A 21,004-nucleotide genomic window follows, 5' to 3' on the forward strand; every position below is an offset into this window, starting at 1 on the left:
GGCGCGCTCTGGATGCATTTCAGTCTCCGTGAAAACCGGCCCTCAGGCTTTGTCACTACCCACATCTCAGCGACCTAGCCGTGGTGGTTGGATTCGCATGGCACAACAGGGAGGCTCAACACGGGGTGCTTGTTTGGGTGAATGGTGCCGAAAACGGACGTAAAGGTGGGTAACGACAAATTCTTAAGGGCGCGGAACAGTTACCAGTTCTTATCGCCGGTCGCCGTCATGGCGCTTTGCGCGCTGATGACCGTTACGATCTCCCGGAGCTTCCTGGCCTGATTGCTTGGGCACCTGGGCCGTCGACCGCTCTTGCGAGGGGCAGGACGGGGCCCTTCGTGGGGCGCACAACGATTCCCGGTCGGTGTGGGCATGGATATCGTCGCCACCGACATGATGGGGGTGGGACGACGGCAACGTTGCAAATGGGGTAAGCTTGATCGTGTCCTACTCCACGAGGGTTTCCGATGTATCTGCATATCGCGCTTGAGCCGCTTATCTCTCTGATCGCTGGTGTTCTGATCCTGGTCGTTCCACGCCTCTTGAACTACATCGTGGCCATCTATCTCATCGTCATGGGCATCCTGGGGATGGTTCACGGGGGATGAGGCGTGTCCTCGGGCTGCTCTTCCTGGGGGTGGCGACGGCGCACGCGGCGATGCGCTTCCCAACCCTTGGAGCGCAGCTTGCGCTCAATGGCCATAGCTCCATTCGTGCGTGTGCCGACTGCCATGGATCGCAAGGGCAAGGCCTGCCCCATTTCGCATATCCAAAGCTCGCGGGACTCGGCTTCAGCTACCTTTTTGGCGCGCTTCAGTCCTTTGCCGATGGGAGGCGATTAAACGGGATCATGACCCCCGTCGCGCGCGCCCTGACCGTGCAAGAGATGCGGGCCGTGGCGGCCTATTACGCCAGCTTTCGGCCGCGCCCCCCGCGCGCCGTGCCGTCTGTGGATCGCTTTCGGCTTGCTCGCGGTCGTCGCTATTACCAGCATGGCGATATGAATGACCGCTTGATGGCCTGTGCGCGGTGTCATGGGCGGCGCGGGCACGGTATGGGTGCGCGTTTCCCTTGGGTCGCGGGCCAGACTGAGGCCTACGTGAAAGAACAGCTGCGCTCCTTTCGGGCCGGGGCGCGACGGGGCCCGGGCCTCGGTCTTATGCGCGACGCGGCGCGGCCCCTGGATGCGCGACAGATCGATGATATCGCCTTATATGTAAGCGTTCTCGGTGTTCGGCCGCCCCTGTCGATCCCCGTTGAAAGCGTCACTGTACCGCCGATCGTTCCGCGGCGTAGCTTTGTGCCGCCACGCCGCAATGCGATCCCGCGCAGCGTTTTTGGGGCAGCCGTGCGGCGCGGCCGGGCAATCTTCGATCACACTGCCCGCTACGCGCAGCCTTATGTCGGTAACGCCCTTTCTTGCAGTGACTGTCATTTGGGGGAAGGTCGGGAGGCCGAGGCGGGCCCCATGTGGGCCGCTGCCGGCCTGTTTCCACGGTCCTACCAGGGACACGTGACGACCCTCGCCGCGCGCATCCAGGCGGCCTTCATCCACAGCGAGAATGGCCGCGCGCCACCCTTGAACGGCCCTGTCCTAACCGATCTGCTGGCCTATGTGCACTGGATGAGCCGCGGGGAGGTAATAGGCGCGCACGCGCCGGGGCGCGGCTACCCGCCGATCGCGGAACCCAAGCATGGCGCCGATGCCGCGCGCGGGGCCAGTCTTTACGTCCAACGGTGTGCCGTGTGCCACGGTGCTCGAGGCGAGGGGGCGCGCTATCATGGCCGCGTCGTGTTTCCGCCTGTTTGGGGGTCGCTCAGCTTCGGGCGACGCGCAAGTCTTGCACGGACGAGTGTCATGGCCGCGTTTCTGAAGAGCACGATGCCTTATACCGATCCCGGCACGCTGACCTCTGGCGCCGCGTATGACCTCGCCGCGTTTCTGGAGGGCCGACCAAGACCACCTTGACCGCGCGGTCTCGTTGTTTGTACCCCTAGGAGGGCTGTGCTGTGAAAATGGTGCCGATCCGAGAGCGTTTTTCCCGTCCGGTAATGTCCAGCACGCACATTGTGGGCCGCATGGCCCATGACCGCGTTGTGCGGGCTTCACCTTCCGCGTCGGCGTTTCCTCATACCAAGGACCCATCCTCTTCCGCTTTGGTCCTGATCATTGCGAGAAACGCTGCCGGGGAGGCTGCGTGAATCTCGCGGTTCAGCCCTTTTTGCGAGCACCACCGCTGTGTATCCTATCCGCCACGTCCAACATTTCCATGGCTAAAGCCCGAAATCGCGCAATCAAATGCACCCATTTCGGTACCGCGCTTTCTCTGTGTCGAGCGGTTGTTGCAACGACCCGGTGATGGCCAATTCTCGCGATTGTGGGTTTGTCGCCGTCATCGCCAAGCCCTATGATGTGCGGGAGCTTGCCACGAGTCAGGCGCAGGTGACGCGCGTGCCACATGCTAAAGGCTCGGGGCGCGGCGCAAGGGGGTAGCGTGGGACGGTTGCTTCTGGTATCTGGGATCGTTCTGATCGTCGCAGGCTTGGCGTGGGAGATGCTCGACCGTCTCCCGGGGCGACGCTTGTCTGGGGATTTCGTTTTTCGCGTAGGCGATGTTCGCATCCATGTCCTGTGGGCCGCATCCCTCCTGTTGAGCTTGGTCTTGACGCTGCTTTTGTGGATCACGCGCCGGTAGTTGCCGCACCCAACGCCTTCAAGGGGACCTTGTCCCCATTGGAGGCGGCGCAGGCCATGGCGCGCGGCGTGGCGGAGGCCTGTCCGGGCCGCGCCGTGATCCTGAGGCCCCTGCCGGACGGTGGGGACGGCACGCTCGATGTGCTTACACGGGCCTTGCGGGCCGAGACGCATTTTTTCGAGACCCAAGACAGCTGTGGTCGCCTGATACGCGCACCCTTCGGGCTTGTTCGCAGTCGGCGCGGAGCGATTGCCCTGATCGAAAGCGCGCGGATTATAGGTCTCGCCCAAGACCCCCATTGCCCCCTGTCGTCGCGATCCACTGAAGGACTGGGCCGGCTCCTGGGCCATGTCCTCGATCGCGGGGTGCGCACCGTCTATCTGGGCCTTGGCGGTAGCGCCACCTGTGACGCCGGAGCAGGGCTTTTGGCCGGGCTCGGTGTGCGGTTTGCGGGAATACTGCGGGCCGATCTGGAGGCTCTGGAACGGATCCATACGGTGGATTTGGCGGGTCTCGATCCGAGGATCGCGCGTACCCAGCTTTTCGTTTTGGTCGATGTTCTGAACCCCCTTGTCGGTCCATCCGGCGCAATCGCTTTCGCCGCGCAGAAAGGCGCCGATCCCGCGGATCTTGGCGATATCAACCGGCGTTTGCGCTGGGCCGCGGATCACCTAGAGGTCGCTTTCGGGGCTTCTGTGCGCACCCGTCCCGGGGCGGGTGCTGCAGGCGGGCTGGGCTTCGCCTGCGCCCTGCTGGGGGCGCGTCTCGTCCCAGGCGCCGCAGCTGTTGCGCGTTTGACGGGTCTTTCGCTGGCGATTCGACAGGCAAGCCTAGTGCTCACCGGTGAGGGCGCCTGCGACGCCCAGACGGGCTATGGCAAGGGGCCGCAACTTGTGGCGGCCCGGGCGCGCCGTCTGGGGCGGCCCGTGTACTTGGTCTGCGGGCGCATCGATCGCTCTTTCGCCGCGCTTTCTGAACACTACGCGCGCTGTGCGGCTCTGCCGCCCGGCCTGCCCGCGGCCGACGCCCTGAGCGCCGCGGTCGCGGGCCTGCTCGCCTAAGCCCTCTTAAGGGGAGTGGCCGTTGATCATGTTCTCTGGGCGTTCTATGACGCGCGGCCGTTGAGGCTTCGACCCCCGGGTTCGCGCGGGCCTCTTGGAGTGCCGTAAGGCCCCCATCGGACCGATGGGCTGGCTTTTCCTTTGCGAGTTTGACGACTACTCTTAAAGAGAGGTCCGGCAGTCGCCCCTACGACTCGCGGTCGGGCGCTCGCGCATTATTTTTTGCATACGAGGATGTCATGACGCCCGAACAAGCTACCACAAGCCTCCATGGCCTGTTGCGATTCATGTTGACCAAAAAGGCCTCGGATCTCTTCCTGTCGGTCGATTTCCCTCCTGCCATCAAGCTTGATGGCAAGATGACGCCCGCCGGCCAGCAACGCCTGACTCCCATGCACACGAAGGCGTTTGCCTACGCCATCATGAATGACAAGCAGCGGGTCGAATTCGAGGCGGAGAAGGAGTGCAATTTCGCGATCAGCCCGCCTGATATCGGGCGCTTTCGCGTTAACGTCTTTGTGCAGCAAGGGCATGTCGGTCTTGTGTTGCGGACGATCACAAGCAAGATCCCGACATTTGACGACCTGAAGCTCCCGCCGGTATTGCGGGACGTGTGTCTCACCAAGCGCGGCCTCGTGATCCTTGTGGGGGGGACCGGATCCGGGAAGTCGACGTCGCTTGCGGCGATGATCGACTATCGCAACGAGTATTCCCACGGCCATATCATCACCATAGAGGACCCGGTGGAATATGTGCACAGCCACAAGAATTGCCTGATTACGCACCGCGAGGTCGGGGCCGATACCCATAACTGGTTCGCCGCCCTGAAGAACACGCTGCGTCAGGCCCCTGACGTGATCTTGATCGGCGAGATCCGCGACCGCGAGACGATGGAGTACGCCATCGCCTTTGCCGAGACCGGACATTTGTGCATGGCGACCTTGCACGCCAATAGCGCAAACCAAGCCCTGGATCGCATCGTGAATTTCTTCCCGGAGGAGCGGCGCAATCAATTGTTGATGGATCTGTCGCTCAATACGCGCGCGATCGTCTCGCAGCGGTTGGTCCCGCGCGCGGACGGAACGGGCCGCGCGGCGGCCGTGGAGATCCTGCTCAATACGCCCTTGGTGGCCGATCTGATTTTCAAGGGCGAGGTGCATTCCTTGAAGGAGGCCATGGCCAAATCGCGCGAACAGGGCATGCAGACCTTCGACCAGGCCTTGTTCGATCTCTACGAGAACGGTTCGATCAGTTACGAGGACGCGCTGCGTAATGCGGATTCTGTCAACGAACTCCGGCTTGCCGTCAAGCTGCGCGGGAAGGGCGCGCCGGGGACCGAGGAGCGCACCGAATTTCGCATGGTGCCCGACCCCGAACCCCCGTCCGCGCTCACAGGGAACGACTAAGGCGAGACAAGCCGCCGGTCCTGGATATCTCCCAGCTGGGCATTTTCATGCCCGAATTCCCGGTCGAAGGTCTCCTTGAAGATCGCCTTGTGGACGTCTCCTATGCTGAGAATGCCCACCAGGTGGCCATGGTCGGCGACCGGGATGCGGCGGATCTTGTGCGCGAACATGACGGACACGGCCCGGAGTATGGGGTCGGTTGGGGCCACCGTAAACACCCTCTGACTCATGAGGCTCTCGACGTGTAAGTTCAATACGTCGCGGTATTCGGCCTCCAGTTCCTCGAAGTGCGGCGTCTGCGCGAGCCGCAAGGCCTCGTCCACCTTGGGGTACATCGCCCGCAGAACGTCTTTCTCTGAAATGACGCCGACGATCGCGCCGTCATCGCCCACGACCGGCAGGCCGCTTATGCGGTGAAAGCACATCAAGATCGCGACATCGCGAATCCGCGTGTCGCGTCGGGCGGTTCTTACATTGGTGGTCATTACGTCTTTGACTAGCATGGCGCCTCTCCCGTGCCCACCCCGATTGGTGACGGCGGGCGGTTGGTTTAATGCCCAACCTCGGCCAAGAGCTGCGCCATCATGCGTTGCGCCCGGCCGAGATAGCTCTCGCCTGCGAGGTTCAGGTGATTTAGTACATGGTACAGATTGTAAAGCGTTTTCCGCACGTGATACCCGGTCTCGAGCGGCGCGGCCTCCTCGTACGCCGCGTAGAACGCCTGGGAGAACCCACCAAAGAGTTCCGTCATCGCAAGATCGGCCTCCCTGTCTCCATAATACACCGCCGGATCGAAGAGGATAGGGCGCTGCCCGCTTGCGGCGCAATTTCCCGCCCAGAGATCCCCATGAAGGAGACTGGGCGTCGGCTTGTGGCCCGCGAGGAGATCCGGAATCCTGTCCGCCAGTTCATGGCCTTGCTCCTGCAAAGCGCCGTCATGACCGTTGCGCGCGGCCAGGTCGAGCTGGAAGAGCAGGCGGCGTTCCCGAAAAAACGCCGTCCAGTCCGCATGAGGGGTATTGATCTGCGGGTTCGTGCCGATGCTGTTGTCCCGATACCAGCCAAAGTAGGGGGAATGGCGGGCGTGCAGGGCGGCGAGGGTGCGGCCGAGCTCGATGTCGTCCGCGGTCGTCCGCGGGGAGAGCTCAAGGTGCCTTAGGACTAGGTAGGACATCTCATCCGTGGCGCCCCAGCACACCGGCCGGGCGACGTGGACGGTGAGTGTGTTGGCGATCTCATGCAACCCTAAGGCCTCGGCCCTGAACATCTCGATGAAGTCGGGGTCGTTGTGCTTGATGAAATAGGATTCGCTGTCATCGCTCAGCATGGTCGTACGATTCAAGGCCGAAACCCGAGCATCACGGACGGTGCGGGCCATGAAAGGCTTGCCTGTCACTTGTGATATTTGTTGGGCTACAACATCCCAACTCGCCACCCTCGTTCCCTGCTCTTCGCCTTTCGGTCCCATCCTACTTCCTCGCGCTTGATATTCAACCGCCAAGCCCCACCTCCGTATGGCACGCACCGGCGCAGCTGTTACGCGCCTGCTGACGGATTATACCAAGCCCTAGGATTCCGTATACCAAGCCATCGGTGTTGGCAGTTCGCCTCGAGGAAGTCGTAGTTGAGCATGGAAAATGTACGGTTTGTGTGGCAGAAACAGTCTTTTGGCGTCCCCTAACAGGTGAGGAGAGGTGTTTCGTCGTGATGCTAACCACACCGCACCCCGATTTCATGTGGCTTGGGAAGAGCAAAATCTCGATAACCGTCCGCTTGGTGCCTGTGCGGCAACGCGGCGGGATCCGGTACCGCATGTTGGTCGAGCCGCAGGGAACGAGCTAAGGGGGTGGTCCTTTTGAACCGTAATGGTCATCCGCGCTCTTGGAAGGATCTAAGCGCCGCCGTGCGCTTTGTGTCGCGAACTCTACGGTGTCGCGCGCAGTGACGGTATTTGGTCTCGTGCTGGAGGGGTGGCATCAACCGGTCGCGACCCATACGGTCGCAGTACGCGCACGCGCCGCTTGCGGCACGAGAGGCCGACCACGCGCGCGGGATGGGATGCGGTACGAGGGTGTGCAGCAAAGGCAGGGCGATTTAATGGACGGGCGGCACGCGGGCCGCCCGTCGGCGTGATCGGAGGGTTTTAGAAAATCCCCTTCAGGGTCTTCAGTGGCTGGATCTTGATCACGTTGCGCGCAGGCTTGGCCTTGAACACCATCTCTTCCTTGGTGAAGGGATTGACCCCTTTCCGGGCGCGGGTGGCCGGCTTGCGGACCACTTTGATCTTCATGAGGCCTGCCAAGTTGAATACCCCAGGGCCCCCTTTGATATCGCGTTTGATGACGGTGAGTAGTTCGTCGAAAACAGCGCCGACTTCTTTGCGCTTCAGGTTCGTCTTGTCCGCCAAGTGAGACAAGAGCTCCGACTTCGACATCGGTTTCTTTGCCGCTTTTTTGCTTGGGACCTTGTTTTTCGTTGCCATGGGTATCCTATTTGAGGTTGGGAACAACGCAGTTAACTTAGCATAAAAAAACGCGAGGGAAAGCCGTTTTCCGAGTTTTTCGCGGTTTACGACGGCCCCATGTGCTGGCCTGGGCGTTTTTCGCTATACTCTCCCTGTTGCATTTTCCGCCGATCGACCCCATTTCAGGGGTATCGGATTGACTGATTCGCGAGGTTTTATGCCCATCTACGAGTACGTTTGTGACGCCTGCGGCAAGCACGCCGAGATGATGCAAAAGATAGGCGAGGTAGCGACCGAATGCCCCACGTGCCATAAGCCGGCCCTAAAGAAATGCCTCTCTGCGCCGGGATTTCAGTTGAAGGGCTCGGGCTGGTACGCAACTGATTTTCGCGGCAAGGGCAAGGGGGAGGATAAGGCCAAGGACGAAGGCACCGCCTCGGCGGGCGCCACGGCCTGCGGCGGGGGCGGCTGCGGCTGCCATTAAATGGGGCGGGTCCGGCGGTACCTGACGGCGGGCCTATTGGTCTGGGTGCCGCTTGGCGTGACGTTCCTCGTCATCGAGTCGCTCGTCGACTTTGCCGACCGTCTGCTGCAGATCTTGCCCGAGGAGGCCCAGCCAAACCATTGGCTGGGGCACGACATCCCGGGGCTCGGGGTGGCCCTCGTGTTTATCACGGTGCTCGCCACTGGGGTCGTGGCCGCCAATCTCGTGGGTCAGCGTCTGCTCGGAGTGGGCGAGGCGCTGCTTGCACGGATTCCGCTCGTGCGGTCCTTGTATTCGGGCGTGAAGCAGTTGCTAGAGTCGCTCATGTCGGGGGCAGGCAATTCGTTTCGCACGGTCGTGCTCGTGCCCTACCCGCACCCGGGGTGCTGGACGCTCGCGTTCCTGACCGGGGAGGGTCTGCCGGAAGCGGCTAACGCCATCGGGACCGAGCTTGTGAGCATCTTCGTCCCGGCCACGCCCAACCCGACCTCGGGCTTCTTTCTCATGGTCCCGAGAAAGGATGTCGTGGAATTGCAGATGAGCGTGGATGAGGGCTTGCGCATGATCCTTTCGATGGGTATGGTCGTCCCCGGCCTACCGAGGAAGGGCGCCGCCCCGGCGTCCAAGAGGGCCACGGCCTAGGGTCTTATGCGTACACACTTGAGTCGAGAATTGCCCGCGCTCGGAGCCGGCGCGGCGGTGGTGGTCTGTGGCTGGACGCAGCGCAGGCGTGATCACGGCGGCATCCTGTTTGTGGATCTGCGTGATCGCGGCGGCCTCGTTCAGGTGGTCTTCGACCCCGTTCGGCCGGAGATCTTCGCGCGCGCTGAGGACATACGCAGCGAATACGTGGTGGAGGTCGAGGGCACGCTACGCAGGCGCCCCCCCGGAACCGAAAACTCTGACCTCGCCACAGGCGAGTTCGAGATCGATGCGACGGGGCTTACGATCCTCAATACCTCCGATACCTTGCCGTTTCCCCTGGATGAGCCAGAGATTAGCGAGGCCGTGCGCCTCAAGTACCGCTATCTCGACCTGCGGCGCGCGGTGATGCGTCAGAATCTGCAGCTGCGCCACCGCATGATCCGCGCGGCGCGTCGCTTTCTCGAGGACCAGGACTTCATCGAGATCGAGACTCCGATGTTGACCCGCTCGACGCCGGAGGGTGCGCGCGATTATCTCGTGCCAAGCCGCACTCATCCTGGGCAGTTCTTCGCCTTGCCGCAGTCACCGCAGCTGTTCAAGCAGATCCTCATGGTGGCAGGTTTCGAGCGCTACTACCAAGTGACCCGCTGTTTCCGCGACGAAGACTTGCGCGCCGACCGCCAGCCCGAATTCACCCAGCTCGATATCGAGACCTCGTTCCTTGATGAGGAGGGGATTCTGGGGCTCATGGAGGGGCTTGTGAAGACGGTGTTCCGTGAGGCCATCGGTGTGGACATTGCGACCCCGCTGCCGAGGCTTTCGTACGCCGAGGCGATGCGCCGTTTTGGAAGCGACAAGCCGGATCTGCGCAACCCCCTTGAGTTCGTGGACATAGCGGACCTCGTGCGTCATGTGGAGTTTAAGGTGTTTGCCGCCGCCGCCGCCGATCCGGCCGCGCGCGTGGTAGTGATGCGGGTGCCGGGCGGCGCGGATCTCTCGCGTAAGGCCTTGGATGATTACGCGGCCTTTGTGGCGGGGTTCGGTGCCAAGGGACTTGCCTATATCAAGGTGAACGACCCGATCAGCGAAAACGGGCTGCAGTCCCCGATTCTGAAGTTTCTGGACGGCGCCGTGGTGCGGGAAATTCTCGCGCGCACGGGGGCCGTGGCCGGGGACCTGCTCTTTTTTGGGGCCGACAGCGCGCGCGTGGTGAATGAGGCCATGGGCGCCTTGCGGCTACGCTTGGGGACCGACCGGGGTCTCGTGGCCGAAGGCTGGCGCCTCCTCTGGGTGGTCGACTTCCCGCTCCTTGAATACGACGAGGCACATGGGCGGTTTCAGGCGGTGCACCATCCCTTCACGGCCCCGAAACCCGAGGACGCCGCGTATCTCACGAGCGACCCTGGGCGCGTGCGCGCGCGGGCCTACGATATCGTGTTGAACGGTACGGAGGTGGGTGGCGGCTCGATCCGTATTCATGAACAAAGGCTGCAGGAACAGATGTTCGGGGTGCTTGGGATAGACGAGGCCACGGCGCGTGAGAAGTTCGGTTTCTTGCTCGACGCCCTGCGTTTTGGTGCTCCCCCCCACGGTGGGCTCGCCTTCGGGGTCGACCGCCTGAGCGCCCTATTGGCGGGCACCGAGTCCATCCGTGACGTGATTGCCTTTCCCAAGACACAGAAGGCGACCTGCCCTCTCACGGAGGCCCCGTCGACGGTTTCCGCCCAACAGCTTGCGGATTTGGCGCTCCAGAGTACCGCCCCCAAGGTCTAAGTCGTGACCGCCGGCATGTCGCCGTCTTTCAAGCGCCCGGAGTCGGTGCTGGTGGTGATCTTCACCACGCCGGGTGAGGCGTTGGTGCTGCGGCGGGCCGATCACGTGGCGTTCTGGCAGTCGGTGACGGGCAGCCTTGAGTGGGCGGAGAGCGATAAGTTCGCAACCGCCCGCCGCGAGGTGTGGGAAGAGACCGGGATTGCGGCCGACCGGGGTTGGCGCGATTGGGCGGTAAGCCACAGCTATGAGATCTATCCGCAGTGGCGGCACCGCTACGGTCCGGGTACGCTGCATAATACCGAGCACGTCTTTTCGCTGGAATTGCCGGACCGAGTGGGCGTGACGCTGCATCCGGCCGAGCATGAGGAGTATGAGTGGTTGGCGTGGCCCTTGGCCGTGGCGCGCGTCACCTCCCCTAGCAATCGCTGGGCGCTCGAAACCCTCGGCCGTGAACGGGGATTCCTGTCGCCGTGACATCGCAGTCGTCCGCGCCTATGGTTTGGGCGGCGCCCGTGGCGGCCTGCACGTTTTTTCCCTCGCGGCCGGCCGCCGCGCCAGGACCCGTATGACGCGCGCGAGCTGCCCTGCGTGATGCCTCCACCAGTGCGCCCTCCGGCGCCCTCTGTTTGGGGGTGGTGGCGCCGCTTTTTATCCGAAATGCGCGCTTCCATGCGGTCCAGGCCTGATAGTGTGAGCGGTGCCAAGCTAGCAGGCTATTGGTTGAAGGGGGCGCGTACAAAGGCGTCCTTGGGGGGATCGAGACCCGTTTACGGGGCGTGCGCGATGCGGTAGCGTTGCCGGTGTCGCACGCGGGTCTCGTCGTGAGCCACGCGGTCGCGTGCGATATGCGCGTATATAGCGCCGGGGCGTTTTCGGGATTGAGAGGATCAGTGTATGGCCGGCCATAGTAAATGGGCCAATATTCGGTTTCGCAAGGGCGTCCAGGACGCCAAACGCGGTAAGGTTTTCACGAAGTTGATCCGCGAGATCACAATCGCCGCGCGGGTCGGGGGCGGCGATGTGTCCCATAACCCGCGCCTGCGGCTTGCGATCGACCGCGCGCTTGCGCAAAACATGCCCAAGGACAACATTGAGCGGGCGATAAAGCGTGGCACGGGGGAATTGGAAGGCGCGCATTACGAGGAGATCCAGTACGAGGGTTACGGGCCTTCGGGCGCTGCGGTGCTCGTGGCCTGCACGACCGATAATCGCAATCGTACCGCAGGCGAGGTGCGCCATGCCTTCAGTAAGCATGGCGGCAATCTGGGAACCGAGGGGTCGGTGGCCTATCTGTTCGAAAAGCGAGGCGTGCTGGTTTTTCCGGATGGGGACGAGGACGCGTTATTGGAGGCCGCCCTGGAATCAGGGGCGGACGACATCGCCGCGGTGCCGGACGAGGGGATCGAGGTCCTGACGGCGCCTGAGAAGATGCAGAGCGTTCGCGAGGGGCTCATGGGCCGGGGCTTTACGCCCTCGTCGGCGGAAACAGTCATTCGGCCCTTGACCGACGTGGCGCTTGCGGGCGAGGACGCGGAACGGGTCATGAAACTTCTGGAGGCGTTGGAGGACCTCGATGATGTCCAAACGGTCTACACAAACGCCGTCTTCGTGGAGGAATCGACCTAGAGGGCGCGTATGATGCGGGTCTTGGGCGTAGACCCGGGGTCGCGGCGCACGGGATTCGGTATACTCGATGATCAGAGAGGGCGGCCGGTCTATGTGGCGTGCGGTGTGGTGGTGTCCTTGTCCGGCACTGTCGCTGAGCGTCTGCACCGGATTTTTGCGGGTCTTGCCGAGGTGATCGAGCGCTACAAGCCCGATGTCTGTGCGGTCGAGAGGGTGTTTTTCGCGCGCAACCCCGATAGTGCCCTGAAGCTTGGGCAGGCGCGCGGGGCGGTGCTGGTGGCCTTGGCGGGGGCCGGTCTTCCGGTCCATGAGTACACAGCCCTGCAGATCAAAAAGGCCACCGTGGGTGTAGGCCACGCCGGGAAAGACCAAGTGCAGCACATGATGCGCGCGCTGTTGGGCTTGTCCGCGCGTCCATCGGCCGATGCAGCCGATGCTTTGGCCTGCGCCCTTTGTCACCTCCATGCGAGCCAGGGTCTTGCTTCACGTGCGCGGGCGCTGTCGCGATGATCGGCCGATTGCGGGGCATAGTCATTGAGCGTAGTCCTCCCCAGGTCCTTTTCGAGGTCCAGGGAGTGGCCTATGAGGTCGATCTGCCGCTCTCGACCTTTGCGGATCTGCCGGTATCGGGCGAGGTCGTGTTGTACACCCACCTCGTGGTCCGCGAGGATGCGCATCTTCTCTATGGCTTCCTGACCGCTGAGCGCCGCGCCTGGTTTCGGCTTCTCCTGAAGGTCAATGGCGTGGGTCCGCGCGTCGCCTTGGCACTCTTGTCGGGCTTGAGCGACGCGGAGTTGGCGGCGTGCGTGCACGAAGGCAGTGTGGCACGACTGACAAGGGTGCCGGGTATCGGTCGCAAAACCGCCGAGCGCCTGCTTGTGGAGCTGAGCGGCAAAGTGCCGGCGACCGGACGAACGGCGCCGAGTCGACGAGACGAGGCCATGAGTGCCTTGCAGGCGCTCGGTTACAATGAGCGCGAGGCGCAAGCGGCCGTCGAGCGGGCCGAGAAGGCCGTGGGTGCCGCCGGCACTGGTGAGGCGTTGATTCGCGAGGCGCTCAAGGGAATGGTTCGATGATCGAAACCGAACGGCTGACTTCGCTTGAAGGGTCCGCGGAGGAGCGCGCCCAGGAAGTGAGCTTGCGCCCGCAACGGCTCGCGGACTACATCGGCCAGCCGCGGCTGCGGGAAAAGCTCGAGATCTTTCTCGAAGCCGCCCGGGGTCGTCGCGAATCGCTCGACCACGTCCTGCTCTTCGGCCCTCCGGGTCTAGGCAAGACCACGCTCGCCCATATCATTGCCGCCGAAATGGGGGCGTCCTTGCGCCAGACCTCGGGACCCGTGCTCGAGCGGGCTGGGGATCTCGCGGCTTTGTTGACCAACTTGAAGGCCCATGACGTTCTCTTTATCGACGAGATTCATCGATTGAGCCCGGTAGTCGAAGAGATTTTGTATCCGGCCATGGAGGATTTCGAGATCGATATTCTGATCGGCGAGGGGCCGGCGGCGCGGTCTATCAAACTGAGTCTACCGCCTTTCACGTTGATCGGGGCCACCACGCGCGCGGGACTCCTCACCTCACCCCTGCGTGACCGTTTCGGTATCGTCGAGCGCTTGGAATTCTATGATGCCGAGGATCTCTCGCGTATTGTGGCGCGTTCCGCGGGCCTGCTTGGACTGGGTACCGAGGAGGCTGGGGTCCGGGCCTTGGCCTCGTGCGCGCGTGGGACCCCACGCATTGCCAACAGACTTCTGAAGCGCGCCCGCGACTTTGCGCAGGTGCGCGGTGACGGTGTGCTTACCGAGACCGTCGCGCGCGAAGCTCTGAAGATGCTCGATATCGATAACCGGGGTTTGGACAGTCTCGATCGCCGACTCTTATGGGCGGTGACGGATACTTTTCAGGGGGGCCCCGTGGGCGTCGACAATCTGGCCGCGGCCATAGGCGAGGAACGTGGCACGATTGAGGACGTCGTCGAGCCCTTTCTGATTCAGGAGGGGTATCTCATGCGGACGCCGCGGGGTCGCATGGCCACGCCCCGCACCTTCCATCTCTTCGGACTTGCCGCGCCCGGCGGGGGCGGCCCATGAGCGCCGCGGGGTCGCCGCCCGCAGGTTTTGCGATCGAGGTTCGGGTCTATTACGGCGACACCGACGCCGCGGGGGTCGTGTACTACGCGAATTATCTCCGCTTCATGGAGCGCGCGCGCAACGAATGGTTACGCGCCCGGCTCGGCGGACCGCATGAACTGGCGCTGAAAATGGGGGTCTTATTCGCGGTGCGCTCGGTCGCGCTGGAGTTTCGCGTGCCGGCGCGTCTCGACGACGTCTTGCGTGTCACTGCCGATCCGCTGTCGATTCGTGGGGCGAGCCTCACGTTCCAGCAGGACTGCTGGCGCCAGGCGGAGTGTGTGTGCACGGGCAAGATCGATGTGGTGTGCGTGGACTCCGAGACCTTCGCGCCGCGAAGGCTGCCTCGGGAATTGATGAAGGTTTTGGCGGAAGTATCCGCCTCGTAAAGGAGAGTGTCTTGAGAGTCGCCGCTTCCCATCAGGGGATTACCCTCTGGTCCATGGTGGACCACGCGAGCCTAGTCGTACAGCTCATGATGTTGATCCTGTTGGTCGTATCGATCGTCTCATGGACGATGATCTTCCGGAAATGGTTCATTTTGAAGAAGGCCTATCGGGAGGCTGAGCGTTTCGAAGATACTTTCTGGCGTGGCGCGAACGTCAATCATATGTACGCGGAGCTCACGCGCAACGAGGATAAGCTCGCCGGGACCGCGAGCGTTTTCGTGGCGGGTTTCCGGGAGTACACGCGCCTCGAAAAGCAGAAGGGCATAGCGCCCATGGACATCCTCGAGGGCGTCCAGAGGGCCATGCGCGTAGCTTTGACTCGCGAGATCGATTACCTCGGCACCAATCTCTCGTTTCTCGCCACGGTGGGCTCGACGAGCCCCTATATCGGTCTCTTTGGGACGGTGTGGGGCATCATGTCGGCATTCCAATCCTTTGGTAACATGCAGCAGGCGACTCTGGCGCACGTCGCGCCCGGGATTTCGGAGGCCCTGGTTGCCACCGCCATGGGGCTTTTCGCGGCCATTCCCGCAGTCATCGCCTACAACCGCTATGCCGATGACACCGATCGGCTGGCCTCCCGTTATGAAATCTTTCTGGAGGAGTTCTCGAGCGTGCTGCAGCGTCAAGCGTACGTTGCCAAGGCTCCGGCATGAAATACCATCGCCGTCCACGCACGCGGCTCATGAGCCAGATCAACATCGTCCCCTATGTCGATGTCATGCTCGTCTTGCTCATCATTTTCGTCGTCACGGCCCCGGTCTTGAAGCGCGGCGTCAAGGTGAAGCTCCCGCAGGCGGCGGCACGTTCCATACCCAGCCCCCACCGGGCGGTATTGATCGTGACCGTCGATGCCGCGGGACGGTACTTTTTGGATGGCCACCCCGTGACGCCCGCCGCCTTGGAAAGGCGCACCCGGGGCCTTTTGCGGTTGCGCCCCCATACGCCGATTCTGATTCGCGGTGATCGCGCTGTGCCCTACCAGGATGTCGTGGCGGCCATGGTGCTCTTGCAACGGGCCGGCGCCCCGAGCGTGGGCCTTATGACCAAGACCCGCGGACACTAACTATGGACATCCGCGCTCGGGAGGTGCCAGGACGTGCGCGCGCGGCGGTCTACGCGGTACTTGTGCATCTCGCGGTGCTTGCGTTCCTGGCAGTGAGTTTTCGTTTCAGCGAACTCGATACATCTTACGTCGTGAAGGCGGGTCCTCATGTGATCCACGCCTTCATGGTCGGCGCGCCGCCCGCGCCCCGTCCGATGGCGCCTGCGCCGCGGCCCCACAAGGTCCCCATGCCCCCGGCGGTGCGTCCGACGCCCGTCCCGGGGCCGTCTGTGGCGCAGCGCGCTGAAGCCCGCGCCCGCCAAAAGGCGCTAGAACAGGCCCGCGCCAAGGCACAAGCTGAGGCCAAGGCGCAGGCTTTAGCCAAGGCACAAGCTCAGGCCAAGGCGCGAGCTTTAGCGCAGGCAAAGGCCCTGGCGCAAGCAAAGGCCAAGGCCTTGGCGACGGCCGTTGCTCGAGCGCAGGCGCTTGCCAGGGCGCAGGCGCGGGCTCGCGCCCAGGCCCATTTGAAGGTCGAAGAGCAGGCCGCTGCTGCCCTTGCCCGTGCGCGATTGAATCGCGAGGTGGCGCAGGCGGCGGCGCGTGCCCAGCAGAGGGCGGCCGCGCGCCAAGCGGCGGCTCGGGCGGCGGCCATAGCGGCACGCGGAATCGTCGATCGCTACAAGGCCTTGATTGAGGCGCGCGTGAGCGCCGCTTGGGTTGCGGTCCCCGGAGCGAAAGGCTTGCGCTGCACTGTGTTGGTGCATCTCATAGCGGGCGGTCAGGTCCTGAGCGCCCGTATTGTGCGCAGTAGTGGCAACCCGGTCTTCGATCGTTCGGTTATCACAGCGATCTATAACGCTACGCCCTTGCCGGTCCCGCGCTCGGCGCGCCGGTTTCGCTATTTGAACCCATTGACGTTTGTCTTTGCGGCGCCTAAAGGAACCTCGCCATGAACCGTTTTGGATCGCGCCTCGCGGCCTTGTTGATTGTCTTGTCGGCCCTACCGGTGTGGGCAGTTACCATTCATATCAATCACGGCTATGGCCAGAAATTCCCGATCGCCATTGTCCCATTCGGGGGCCAGCAGGGCTGGCCCGAGGATGTCTGGCCCTCGGCGGTGGTCCGCAAAGATCTCGAGGGGAGCGGGTGGTTCAAGGTCCTGCCGAGCCATGATTATCTTGCGCAACCCCACCACGACCGCGAGGTGGAAGGCCATTTCAATGACTGGCGCCTCTTGAAGGTGGGCGGCCTTCTGATCGGGCACATGCAGAGGCAGCCAGGCGGGCGGGTCGACGTGGGTTTTCGGCTCTACGACGTCAACGGTGGGACACAATTGCAGGCCTTGCGGTACGTCGTATCCCCAGCGCAGCTACGCGCCGTGGGCAATACGATCGCTAACATCGTCTATCAGCATTGGACCGGCGTGCGCGGGGTGTTCAATACCCGCATTGCCTTCGTCCGGATGTATCCCGTAGGCGCCCCCGGCCACTATTTATATAAGCTCGAAGTGGCTGATGCCGAGGGGTATGGCCGGCACGTCATTCTGCGTTCGCGTGAACCGATCATGTCGCCCCGTTGGTCGCCTCATGGACACCGCTTGACGTATGTGTCGTTTGCGACAGGGTGGCCTGCGGTGTATATCCAAGACGTGGCGACCGGGCAGATCCGGCGGGTAGCGGCTTTCCATGGCCTAAATGGTGCCCCTGCGTTTTCCCCGGACGGCACGCATCTGGCGCTTTGCCTTTCGAAGAGCGGTTATCCTGAGATCTATGTAATGAACGTGGCGACTGGACACTTGCGGCAGTTGACCTTTGGACCGAACATCAACACCGAGCCCTCTTGGTCTCCCGGTGGCGGTCACATCGTCTTTACGTCGAACCGCAGCGGGGGTCCCCAGATCTATGAGATGACTTCCGATGGGGGCGACAAAGAGCGTCTGACCTTTAGTGGTCGCTACAATGCCGACGCCTCGTTTTCCCCGAATGGCAAATGGCTGACGCTGGTAAGTCGCCGCGCGGGCCAGTATCATGCAGCAGTGTTTGAGCTGGCGGACTCAACCTTGGAGCTTCTGACTGCCACAAGCCTTGATGAATCCCCGACGTTTGCGCCAAACGGGCAGGAAGTTTTGTATAGCACGGTGGTGGCGGGTCACAGGGTTCTGGCAACGGTTTCGCTAAACGGCCGTGGTCATCGTATACTGGGGTTGAGGGGGGGGGATGTTACTGATCCTGCTTGGTCGCCGTTTCGTCACCCGTAATGACAATCAATGGTTGAAGGAAGGAGTGGTGCAATGAAAATGAATAAAGGCATGCTCGTGGTAGTCGGGCTCGCCGCTCTGGCGGGTTGCGCGGGCAATAAGGCGGTAAAACCACACGGGGCGTCAGGGACGGCGTCGCGCGGTATGAGCACGCAGGCAAGCGGTGCGGGACAGAATGGTAACATGCAGGGAGCAGGGATGGGCGGCGCCAACAGCGGCTCGTCTTTGAGCAGTTTCTCGCATATGGTGCATTTCCGCACGAATAGCGCGACGATCAGCGGTGACAATCGCAAAATCGTCAAGAAGAACGCAAGCTACCTCGAAGCCCATCCGAACGTCCATGTTCGCCTGGAAGGCAATACCGACGAGCGGGGCACGGCGCAGTACAACATGGCGCTTGGCTGGCGTCGCGCCGATGCAGTGAAGCATATGCTGGAGGTTTTGGGCGTTTCGGGCAGCCAGCTTGCGACCATCTCGTTCGGTAAGTCACGGCCGTTGGCCATGGGTCATGATCGGACGGCGTGGGCCAAGAATCGCCGCGTCTATTTCAACTACAAGTACTTCGCCAGCAAGTAAGGCTCATGGGCGCGCGGTCCAGGGTTTTTTTGGGGACAGCGCTGGTGGTGGCGGGGATCGTGACGGTCCCCGCCATTGCTCGTGATCGCGAGCCGCCCATCATCTCCATTCCTACCGACGGGGCCAACCCGTCTTCGCGCGCAGGCCTTTTGAGCCTTATGGAGACGCTGCGCGCAATCCGCGAGCAACTCCGCAGCCTCGAGAACCAAGTCGAGATTGAGAATCATAAGATCAGTCGTCTACGCAAGCAGCAGCAGGCGTTTTTCGCGGATTTCGACCAGCAGTTGCGCCATGCGCGCGGGGCGGGCGCCGCCGCTGGGACGGCGCCGCAAAGCCCGCCGGACGCCGCCGGTAACACCGCTGGGCCCTCCGGTTCGGGTGTGACCGTGATTCCGCCTGACACGTCTGGGCCTACGGTCGTGATGCCCTCGGCGTCCGGGAGCCCATCTGCGGGCGCGTCGGGGACCAGTGCGAGTGCCGGATCGACATCAAACGCAGGACACAACGGCGCTCAAAAGATGTACGACAAGGCCTTCAACCTCCTGCGGGCCGGGCGCTACCGGCACGCGGTGGCGGCCTTCCAGGCCTTCTTGCAGGCGCACCCCCACGATAAGCGGGCAGCCAGGGCCCAGTACTGGGTGGCTGAGACCGATTATGTGGAGCGTGACTATCCGAGTGCTGAGCAGGCCTTCAAGGCGCTCGTGGATGGGTACCCGCAGAGCAAGAGAGTGCCAAACGCCCTTTTGAAGATGGGCTATATCGCGAAATGGCAAGGGCACCCGAACAAGGCGCGGACCACCTGGAAGGGGCTCATCGCCCGGTATCCGGGGACGATGGCAGCACAGGTCGCACGCAACTCCCTGACGAATCTCGGGGCTCCTGGGAAGGTGCACTAAGGGTTGCCCTCACGGGTCGTCGCGTCGGCGGCGGCCCCGCGGTAAAATAGGCCATGCGGTACGAGCTTCGCATTACCGAAATATTCTATTCCCTGCAAGGCGAGACGCGCACAGTGGGTTGGCCCACCGTGTTCGTGCGCCTTACCGGTTGCCCGTTGCGTTGTCGTTACTGTGATACCGCTTATGCTTTTCAGGGCGGTGAGCGCATGGCGTGCGATACGATTCTCGATAAAGTGGGTGCCTACTCACCGCGTTTCGTTACGGTCACAGGTGGCGAGCCCTTGGCGCAGCCCGCCGTCTTGCCGCTTCTCCAGGCGCTCTGCGATCGTGGCTACGAGGTCTCGCTCGAGACGAGCGGGGCACTTTCGACCGAGGGGGTCGATCCGCGTGTGAGCGTGGTGCTGGACCTGAAGACGCCCGGGTCTGGTGAATCGTCTCGCAATCTCAACACAAATCTGGATCGACTGCGGCGCGGGGACCAGGTGAAGTTCGTGATTACCAGTGTCGGGGACTACGAATGGGCGCGCGAGGCGGTCGAAAAATACGACCTGGCCGCTCGGTGTGACGTCCTGTTTTCGCCGGTCCACGAGGGCCTAGAGGCGCGAACCCTCGCCGATTGGGTATTGCGCGACAGGCTTCCTGTGCGCTTTCAGATCCAGTTACATAAGGTCCTGTGGGGGGATGCCCGTGGCCGTTGACAAGACTGCGGTGGTTTTATTGTCCGGGGGACTGGATTCGGCAACAACCCTAGCCATGGCGCGCAAGGCGGGATTCCGGTGTTATGCCCTGTCGTTCGATTATGGGCAGCGGCACAAGAAAGAACTCGAGGCAGCCGCCGCCGTGGCGCGAGCTGGTGGTGCCCACGAGCACCGCGTGGCGGCGCTTGGCATGGGCTTTATCGGTGGCTCGGCCCTTACCGATCTCGCCTTGTCGGTCCCGCAAGCGCCTACGACGGGTATTCCCATCACCTATGTACCGGCACGCAATACCGTGTTTTTGGCCGTGGCCCTTGGGTGGGCCGAGGTGCTCGGCACGCAGGATCTTTTTATCGGTGTAAATGCGATCGATTATTCCGGCTACCCGGATTGTCGCCCCGAATACTTGGCGGCTTTTGAGAATCTCGCCAATCTTGCGACCAAGGCGGGGGTTGAGGGGGCGCGATTTCACGTCCACGCCCCCTTGTTGCACCTCACCAAGGCCGAGATCATCAAGGCCGGCATGGAGCTTGGGGTCGATTACGGTCTGACGCTTTCCTGTTATGCTCCGAATGAGGCTGGCCGCCCGTGCCGGACATGCGACGCCTGTAGGCTGCGGGCGAAGGGATTTGCCGATGCCGGTGTCGCGGACCCGGCGCTTATTTGACAGGGCCCCCGGCAATCACAATAATGACCGGCTTTTGGGGCCGTTAGCTCAGTCGGTAGAGCATCTGACTTTTAATCAGGTGGTCGCTGGTTCGAACCCAGCACGGCCCACCATATAAAACAAAGACTTACGACAC

25 protein-coding genes and 1 tRNA gene are annotated in these 21,004 nt (G+C 62.6%); 23 read left to right on the forward strand and 3 right to left on the reverse strand.

Translation table 11 applies throughout. The features are described 5' to 3' along the window. Nucleotides 1–467: 467 nt before the first annotated feature. The 5 genes from ACYCTF_RS03425 to ACYCTF_RS03445 all read left to right on the forward strand — a co-directional run bounded on the left by ACYCTF_RS03425 (nucleotide 468) and on the right by ACYCTF_RS03445 (nucleotide 5,163). Complete coding sequence (locus ACYCTF_RS03425) at nucleotides 468–608, forward strand: DUF3096 domain-containing protein (RefSeq protein ID WP_461283405.1); 141 nt, start codon at nucleotides 468–470, stop codon at nucleotides 606–608. Then, nucleotides 605–1,969, forward strand: a complete 1,365-nt coding sequence (locus ACYCTF_RS03430) for a c-type cytochrome (protein WP_461283406.1) — start codon at nucleotides 605–607, stop codon at nucleotides 1,967–1,969. Before ACYCTF_RS03425 ends, ACYCTF_RS03430 begins: the two co-directional genes overlap by 4 nt. Before the next feature lie 526 nt (nucleotides 1,970–2,495). Next, nucleotides 2,496–2,696: a DUF2905 family protein gene (locus ACYCTF_RS03435; RefSeq protein WP_461284556.1), complete on the forward strand. Its 201-nt coding sequence runs from the start codon at nucleotides 2,496–2,498 to the stop codon at nucleotides 2,694–2,696. Beyond that, entirely contained in the window at nucleotides 2,678–3,757 is a 1,080-nt protein-coding gene (locus ACYCTF_RS03440; protein WP_461283408.1) for a glycerate kinase family protein, read from the forward strand. The genes ACYCTF_RS03435 and ACYCTF_RS03440 overlap by 19 nt, the downstream gene beginning before the upstream one ends. A gap of 239 nt (nucleotides 3,758–3,996) precedes the next feature. Next, nucleotides 3,997–5,163, forward strand: coding sequence for a PilT/PilU family type 4a pilus ATPase (locus ACYCTF_RS03445; protein ID WP_461283409.1), 1,167 nt, complete (start codon nucleotides 3,997–3,999; stop codon nucleotides 5,161–5,163). On the opposite strand, the gene ACYCTF_RS03450 is transcribed toward ACYCTF_RS03445, so the two are convergent. The 3 genes from ACYCTF_RS03450 to ACYCTF_RS03460 all read right to left on the reverse strand — a co-directional run bounded on the left by ACYCTF_RS03450 (nucleotide 5,160) and on the right by ACYCTF_RS03460 (nucleotide 7,597). Beyond that, entirely contained in the window at nucleotides 5,160–5,666 is a 507-nt protein-coding gene (locus ACYCTF_RS03450; protein ID WP_461283410.1) for a CBS domain-containing protein, read from the reverse strand. The two genes, ACYCTF_RS03445 and ACYCTF_RS03450, sit on opposite strands and share 4 nt — an antisense overlap. A gap of 47 nt (nucleotides 5,667–5,713) precedes the next feature. Continuing rightward, nucleotides 5,714–6,631, reverse strand: coding sequence for a fructosamine kinase family protein (locus ACYCTF_RS03455; RefSeq protein ID WP_461283411.1), 918 nt, complete (start codon nucleotides 6,629–6,631; stop codon nucleotides 5,714–5,716). Between the two features lie 675 nt (nucleotides 6,632–7,306). Continuing rightward, nucleotides 7,307–7,597: an HU family DNA-binding protein gene (locus tag ACYCTF_RS03460; RefSeq protein ID WP_461284557.1), complete on the reverse strand. Its 291-nt coding sequence runs from the start codon at nucleotides 7,595–7,597 to the stop codon at nucleotides 7,307–7,309. 247 nt (nucleotides 7,598–7,844) lie between these two features. Between ACYCTF_RS03460 and ACYCTF_RS03465 the strand changes: the two genes are divergently transcribed. The 18 genes from ACYCTF_RS03465 to ACYCTF_RS03550 all read left to right on the forward strand — a co-directional run bounded on the left by ACYCTF_RS03465 (nucleotide 7,845) and on the right by ACYCTF_RS03550 (nucleotide 20,981). Further along, complete coding sequence (locus ACYCTF_RS03465; protein ID WP_461283413.1) at nucleotides 7,845–8,111, forward strand: FmdB family zinc ribbon protein; 267 nt, start codon at nucleotides 7,845–7,847, stop codon at nucleotides 8,109–8,111. Continuing rightward, entirely contained in the window at nucleotides 8,112–8,753 is a 642-nt protein-coding gene (locus ACYCTF_RS03470; protein WP_461283414.1) for a DUF502 domain-containing protein, read from the forward strand. Nucleotides 8,754–8,759: 6 nt separating this feature from the next. Further along, nucleotides 8,760–10,529 carry an aspartate--tRNA ligase gene (gene aspS, locus ACYCTF_RS03475; RefSeq protein WP_461283415.1) on the forward strand — a complete coding sequence of 590 codons (1,770 nt, stop codon included), beginning with the start codon at nucleotides 8,760–8,762 and terminating at the stop codon, nucleotides 10,527–10,529. 15 nt (nucleotides 10,530–10,544) lie between these two features. Then, the gene (gene nudB, locus ACYCTF_RS03480; protein WP_461283416.1) at nucleotides 10,545–11,003 is read left to right on the forward strand and encodes a dihydroneopterin triphosphate diphosphatase; all 459 of its coding nucleotides are present in this window, start codon (nucleotides 10,545–10,547) and stop codon (nucleotides 11,001–11,003) included. Between the two features lie 420 nt (nucleotides 11,004–11,423). After that, the gene (locus tag ACYCTF_RS03485) at nucleotides 11,424–12,155 is read left to right on the forward strand and encodes a YebC/PmpR family DNA-binding transcriptional regulator (RefSeq protein WP_461283417.1); all 732 of its coding nucleotides are present in this window, start codon (nucleotides 11,424–11,426) and stop codon (nucleotides 12,153–12,155) included. Between the two features lie 9 nt (nucleotides 12,156–12,164). Beyond that, nucleotides 12,165–12,665 (forward strand): crossover junction endodeoxyribonuclease RuvC, encoded by a 501-nt coding sequence (gene ruvC / locus ACYCTF_RS03490; RefSeq protein ID WP_461283418.1) that lies wholly within the window; start codon nucleotides 12,165–12,167, stop codon nucleotides 12,663–12,665. Beyond that, complete coding sequence (gene ruvA, locus ACYCTF_RS03495; protein ID WP_461283419.1) at nucleotides 12,662–13,231, forward strand: Holliday junction branch migration protein RuvA; 570 nt, start codon at nucleotides 12,662–12,664, stop codon at nucleotides 13,229–13,231. The genes ruvC and ruvA overlap by 4 nt, the downstream gene beginning before the upstream one ends. Continuing rightward, a complete protein-coding gene (ruvB, locus tag ACYCTF_RS03500) occupies nucleotides 13,228–14,244 on the forward strand; it encodes a Holliday junction branch migration DNA helicase RuvB (protein WP_461283420.1) in 1,017 nt (338 codons plus the stop codon). Before ruvA ends, ruvB begins: the two co-directional genes overlap by 4 nt. After that, a complete protein-coding gene (gene ybgC / locus ACYCTF_RS03505) occupies nucleotides 14,241–14,672 on the forward strand; it encodes a tol-pal system-associated acyl-CoA thioesterase (RefSeq protein WP_461283421.1) in 432 nt (143 codons plus the stop codon). Before ruvB ends, ybgC begins: the two co-directional genes overlap by 4 nt. 53 nt (nucleotides 14,673–14,725) lie before the next feature. Beyond that, nucleotides 14,726–15,388, forward strand: a complete 663-nt coding sequence (gene tolQ / locus ACYCTF_RS03510; RefSeq protein ID WP_461283432.1) for a protein TolQ — start codon at nucleotides 14,726–14,728, stop codon at nucleotides 15,386–15,388. Beyond that, the gene (locus ACYCTF_RS03515) at nucleotides 15,385–15,798 is read left to right on the forward strand and encodes an ExbD/TolR family protein (protein WP_461283422.1); all 414 of its coding nucleotides are present in this window, start codon (nucleotides 15,385–15,387) and stop codon (nucleotides 15,796–15,798) included. The genes tolQ and ACYCTF_RS03515 overlap by 4 nt, the downstream gene beginning before the upstream one ends. A 2-nt stretch (nucleotides 15,799–15,800) precedes the next feature. Beyond that, nucleotides 15,801–16,730, forward strand: a complete 930-nt coding sequence (gene tolA / locus ACYCTF_RS03520) for a cell envelope integrity protein TolA (protein ID WP_461283423.1) — start codon at nucleotides 15,801–15,803, stop codon at nucleotides 16,728–16,730. Next, nucleotides 16,727–18,034, forward strand: coding sequence for a Tol-Pal system beta propeller repeat protein TolB (gene tolB, locus ACYCTF_RS03525; RefSeq protein WP_461283424.1), 1,308 nt, complete (start codon nucleotides 16,727–16,729; stop codon nucleotides 18,032–18,034). The genes tolA and tolB overlap by 4 nt, the downstream gene beginning before the upstream one ends. 33 nt (nucleotides 18,035–18,067) lie before the next feature. After that, nucleotides 18,068–18,610: a peptidoglycan-associated lipoprotein Pal gene (pal, locus tag ACYCTF_RS03530; RefSeq protein WP_461283425.1), complete on the forward strand. Its 543-nt coding sequence runs from the start codon at nucleotides 18,068–18,070 to the stop codon at nucleotides 18,608–18,610. A 29-nt stretch (nucleotides 18,611–18,639) separates the two neighbouring features. Beyond that, on the forward strand, nucleotides 18,640–19,506 hold the full coding sequence (gene ybgF / locus ACYCTF_RS03535; RefSeq protein ID WP_461283426.1) for a tol-pal system protein YbgF: 867 nt from the start codon (nucleotides 18,640–18,642) through the stop codon (nucleotides 19,504–19,506). A 53-nt stretch (nucleotides 19,507–19,559) separates the two neighbouring features. Continuing rightward, complete coding sequence (queE, locus tag ACYCTF_RS03540; RefSeq protein ID WP_461283427.1) at nucleotides 19,560–20,204, forward strand: 7-carboxy-7-deazaguanine synthase QueE; 645 nt, start codon at nucleotides 19,560–19,562, stop codon at nucleotides 20,202–20,204. Then, nucleotides 20,194–20,868: a 7-cyano-7-deazaguanine synthase QueC gene (queC, locus tag ACYCTF_RS03545; RefSeq protein ID WP_461283428.1), complete on the forward strand. Its 675-nt coding sequence runs from the start codon at nucleotides 20,194–20,196 to the stop codon at nucleotides 20,866–20,868. The genes queE and queC overlap by 11 nt, the downstream gene beginning before the upstream one ends. A 37-nt stretch (nucleotides 20,869–20,905) precedes the next feature. Then, nucleotides 20,906–20,981 (forward strand) — tRNA-Lys (locus tag ACYCTF_RS03550). Nucleotides 20,982–21,004: the final 23 nt, after the last annotated feature.

The organism is Acidiferrobacter sp. (genome assembly GCF_054609335.1).

What these genes read in the sequence shown, in the direction of transcription:
- ACYCTF_RS03430 (WP_461283406.1), top strand. Translation starts at nt 605, where the DNA reads ATGAGGCGTGTCCTCGGGCTGCTCTTCCTGGGGGTGGCGACGGCGCAC.
- ACYCTF_RS03425 (WP_461283405.1), top strand. Translation starts at nt 468, where the DNA reads ATGTATCTGCATATCGCGCTTGAGCCGCTTATCTCTCTGATCGCTGGT.
- ybgC (WP_461283421.1), top strand. Translation starts at nt 14,241, where the DNA reads ATGAGCGCCGCGGGGTCGCCGCCCGCAGGTTTTGCGATCGAGGTTCGG.
- ACYCTF_RS03470 (WP_461283414.1), top strand. Translation starts at nt 8,112, where the DNA reads ATGGGGCGGGTCCGGCGGTACCTGACGGCGGGCCTATTGGTCTGGGTG.
- ruvA (WP_461283419.1), top strand. Translation starts at nt 12,662, where the DNA reads ATGATCGGCCGATTGCGGGGCATAGTCATTGAGCGTAGTCCTCCCCAG.
- pal (WP_461283425.1), top strand. Translation starts at nt 18,068, where the DNA reads ATGAAAATGAATAAAGGCATGCTCGTGGTAGTCGGGCTCGCCGCTCTG.
- tolA (WP_461283423.1), top strand. Translation starts at nt 15,801, where the DNA reads ATGGACATCCGCGCTCGGGAGGTGCCAGGACGTGCGCGCGCGGCGGTC.
- queE (WP_461283427.1), top strand. Translation starts at nt 19,560, where the DNA reads ATGCGGTACGAGCTTCGCATTACCGAAATATTCTATTCCCTGCAAGGC.
- tolB (WP_461283424.1), top strand. Translation starts at nt 16,727, where the DNA reads ATGAACCGTTTTGGATCGCGCCTCGCGGCCTTGTTGATTGTCTTGTCG.
- ACYCTF_RS03455 (WP_461283411.1), bottom strand. Translation starts at nt 6,631, where the DNA reads ATGGGACCGAAAGGCGAAGAGCAGGGAACGAGGGTGGCGAGTTGGGAT.
- ruvB (WP_461283420.1), top strand. Translation starts at nt 13,228, where the DNA reads ATGATCGAAACCGAACGGCTGACTTCGCTTGAAGGGTCCGCGGAGGAG.
- ACYCTF_RS03485 (WP_461283417.1), top strand. Translation starts at nt 11,424, where the DNA reads ATGGCCGGCCATAGTAAATGGGCCAATATTCGGTTTCGCAAGGGCGTC.
- ACYCTF_RS03445 (WP_461283409.1), top strand. Translation starts at nt 3,997, where the DNA reads ATGACGCCCGAACAAGCTACCACAAGCCTCCATGGCCTGTTGCGATTC.
- aspS (WP_461283415.1), top strand. Translation starts at nt 8,760, where the DNA reads ATGCGTACACACTTGAGTCGAGAATTGCCCGCGCTCGGAGCCGGCGCG.
- ACYCTF_RS03460 (WP_461284557.1), bottom strand. Translation starts at nt 7,597, where the DNA reads ATGTCGAAGTCGGAGCTCTTGTCTCACTTGGCGGACAAGACGAACCTG.
- ruvC (WP_461283418.1), top strand. Translation starts at nt 12,165, where the DNA reads ATGATGCGGGTCTTGGGCGTAGACCCGGGGTCGCGGCGCACGGGATTC.
- tolQ (WP_461283432.1), top strand. Translation starts at nt 14,726, where the DNA reads ATGGTGGACCACGCGAGCCTAGTCGTACAGCTCATGATGTTGATCCTG.
- ACYCTF_RS03465 (WP_461283413.1), top strand. Translation starts at nt 7,845, where the DNA reads ATGCCCATCTACGAGTACGTTTGTGACGCCTGCGGCAAGCACGCCGAG.
- ACYCTF_RS03515 (WP_461283422.1), top strand. Translation starts at nt 15,385, where the DNA reads ATGAAATACCATCGCCGTCCACGCACGCGGCTCATGAGCCAGATCAAC.
- nudB (WP_461283416.1), top strand. Translation starts at nt 10,545, where the DNA reads ATGTCGCCGTCTTTCAAGCGCCCGGAGTCGGTGCTGGTGGTGATCTTC.
- ACYCTF_RS03450 (WP_461283410.1), bottom strand. Translation starts at nt 5,666, where the DNA reads ATGCTAGTCAAAGACGTAATGACCACCAATGTAAGAACCGCCCGACGC.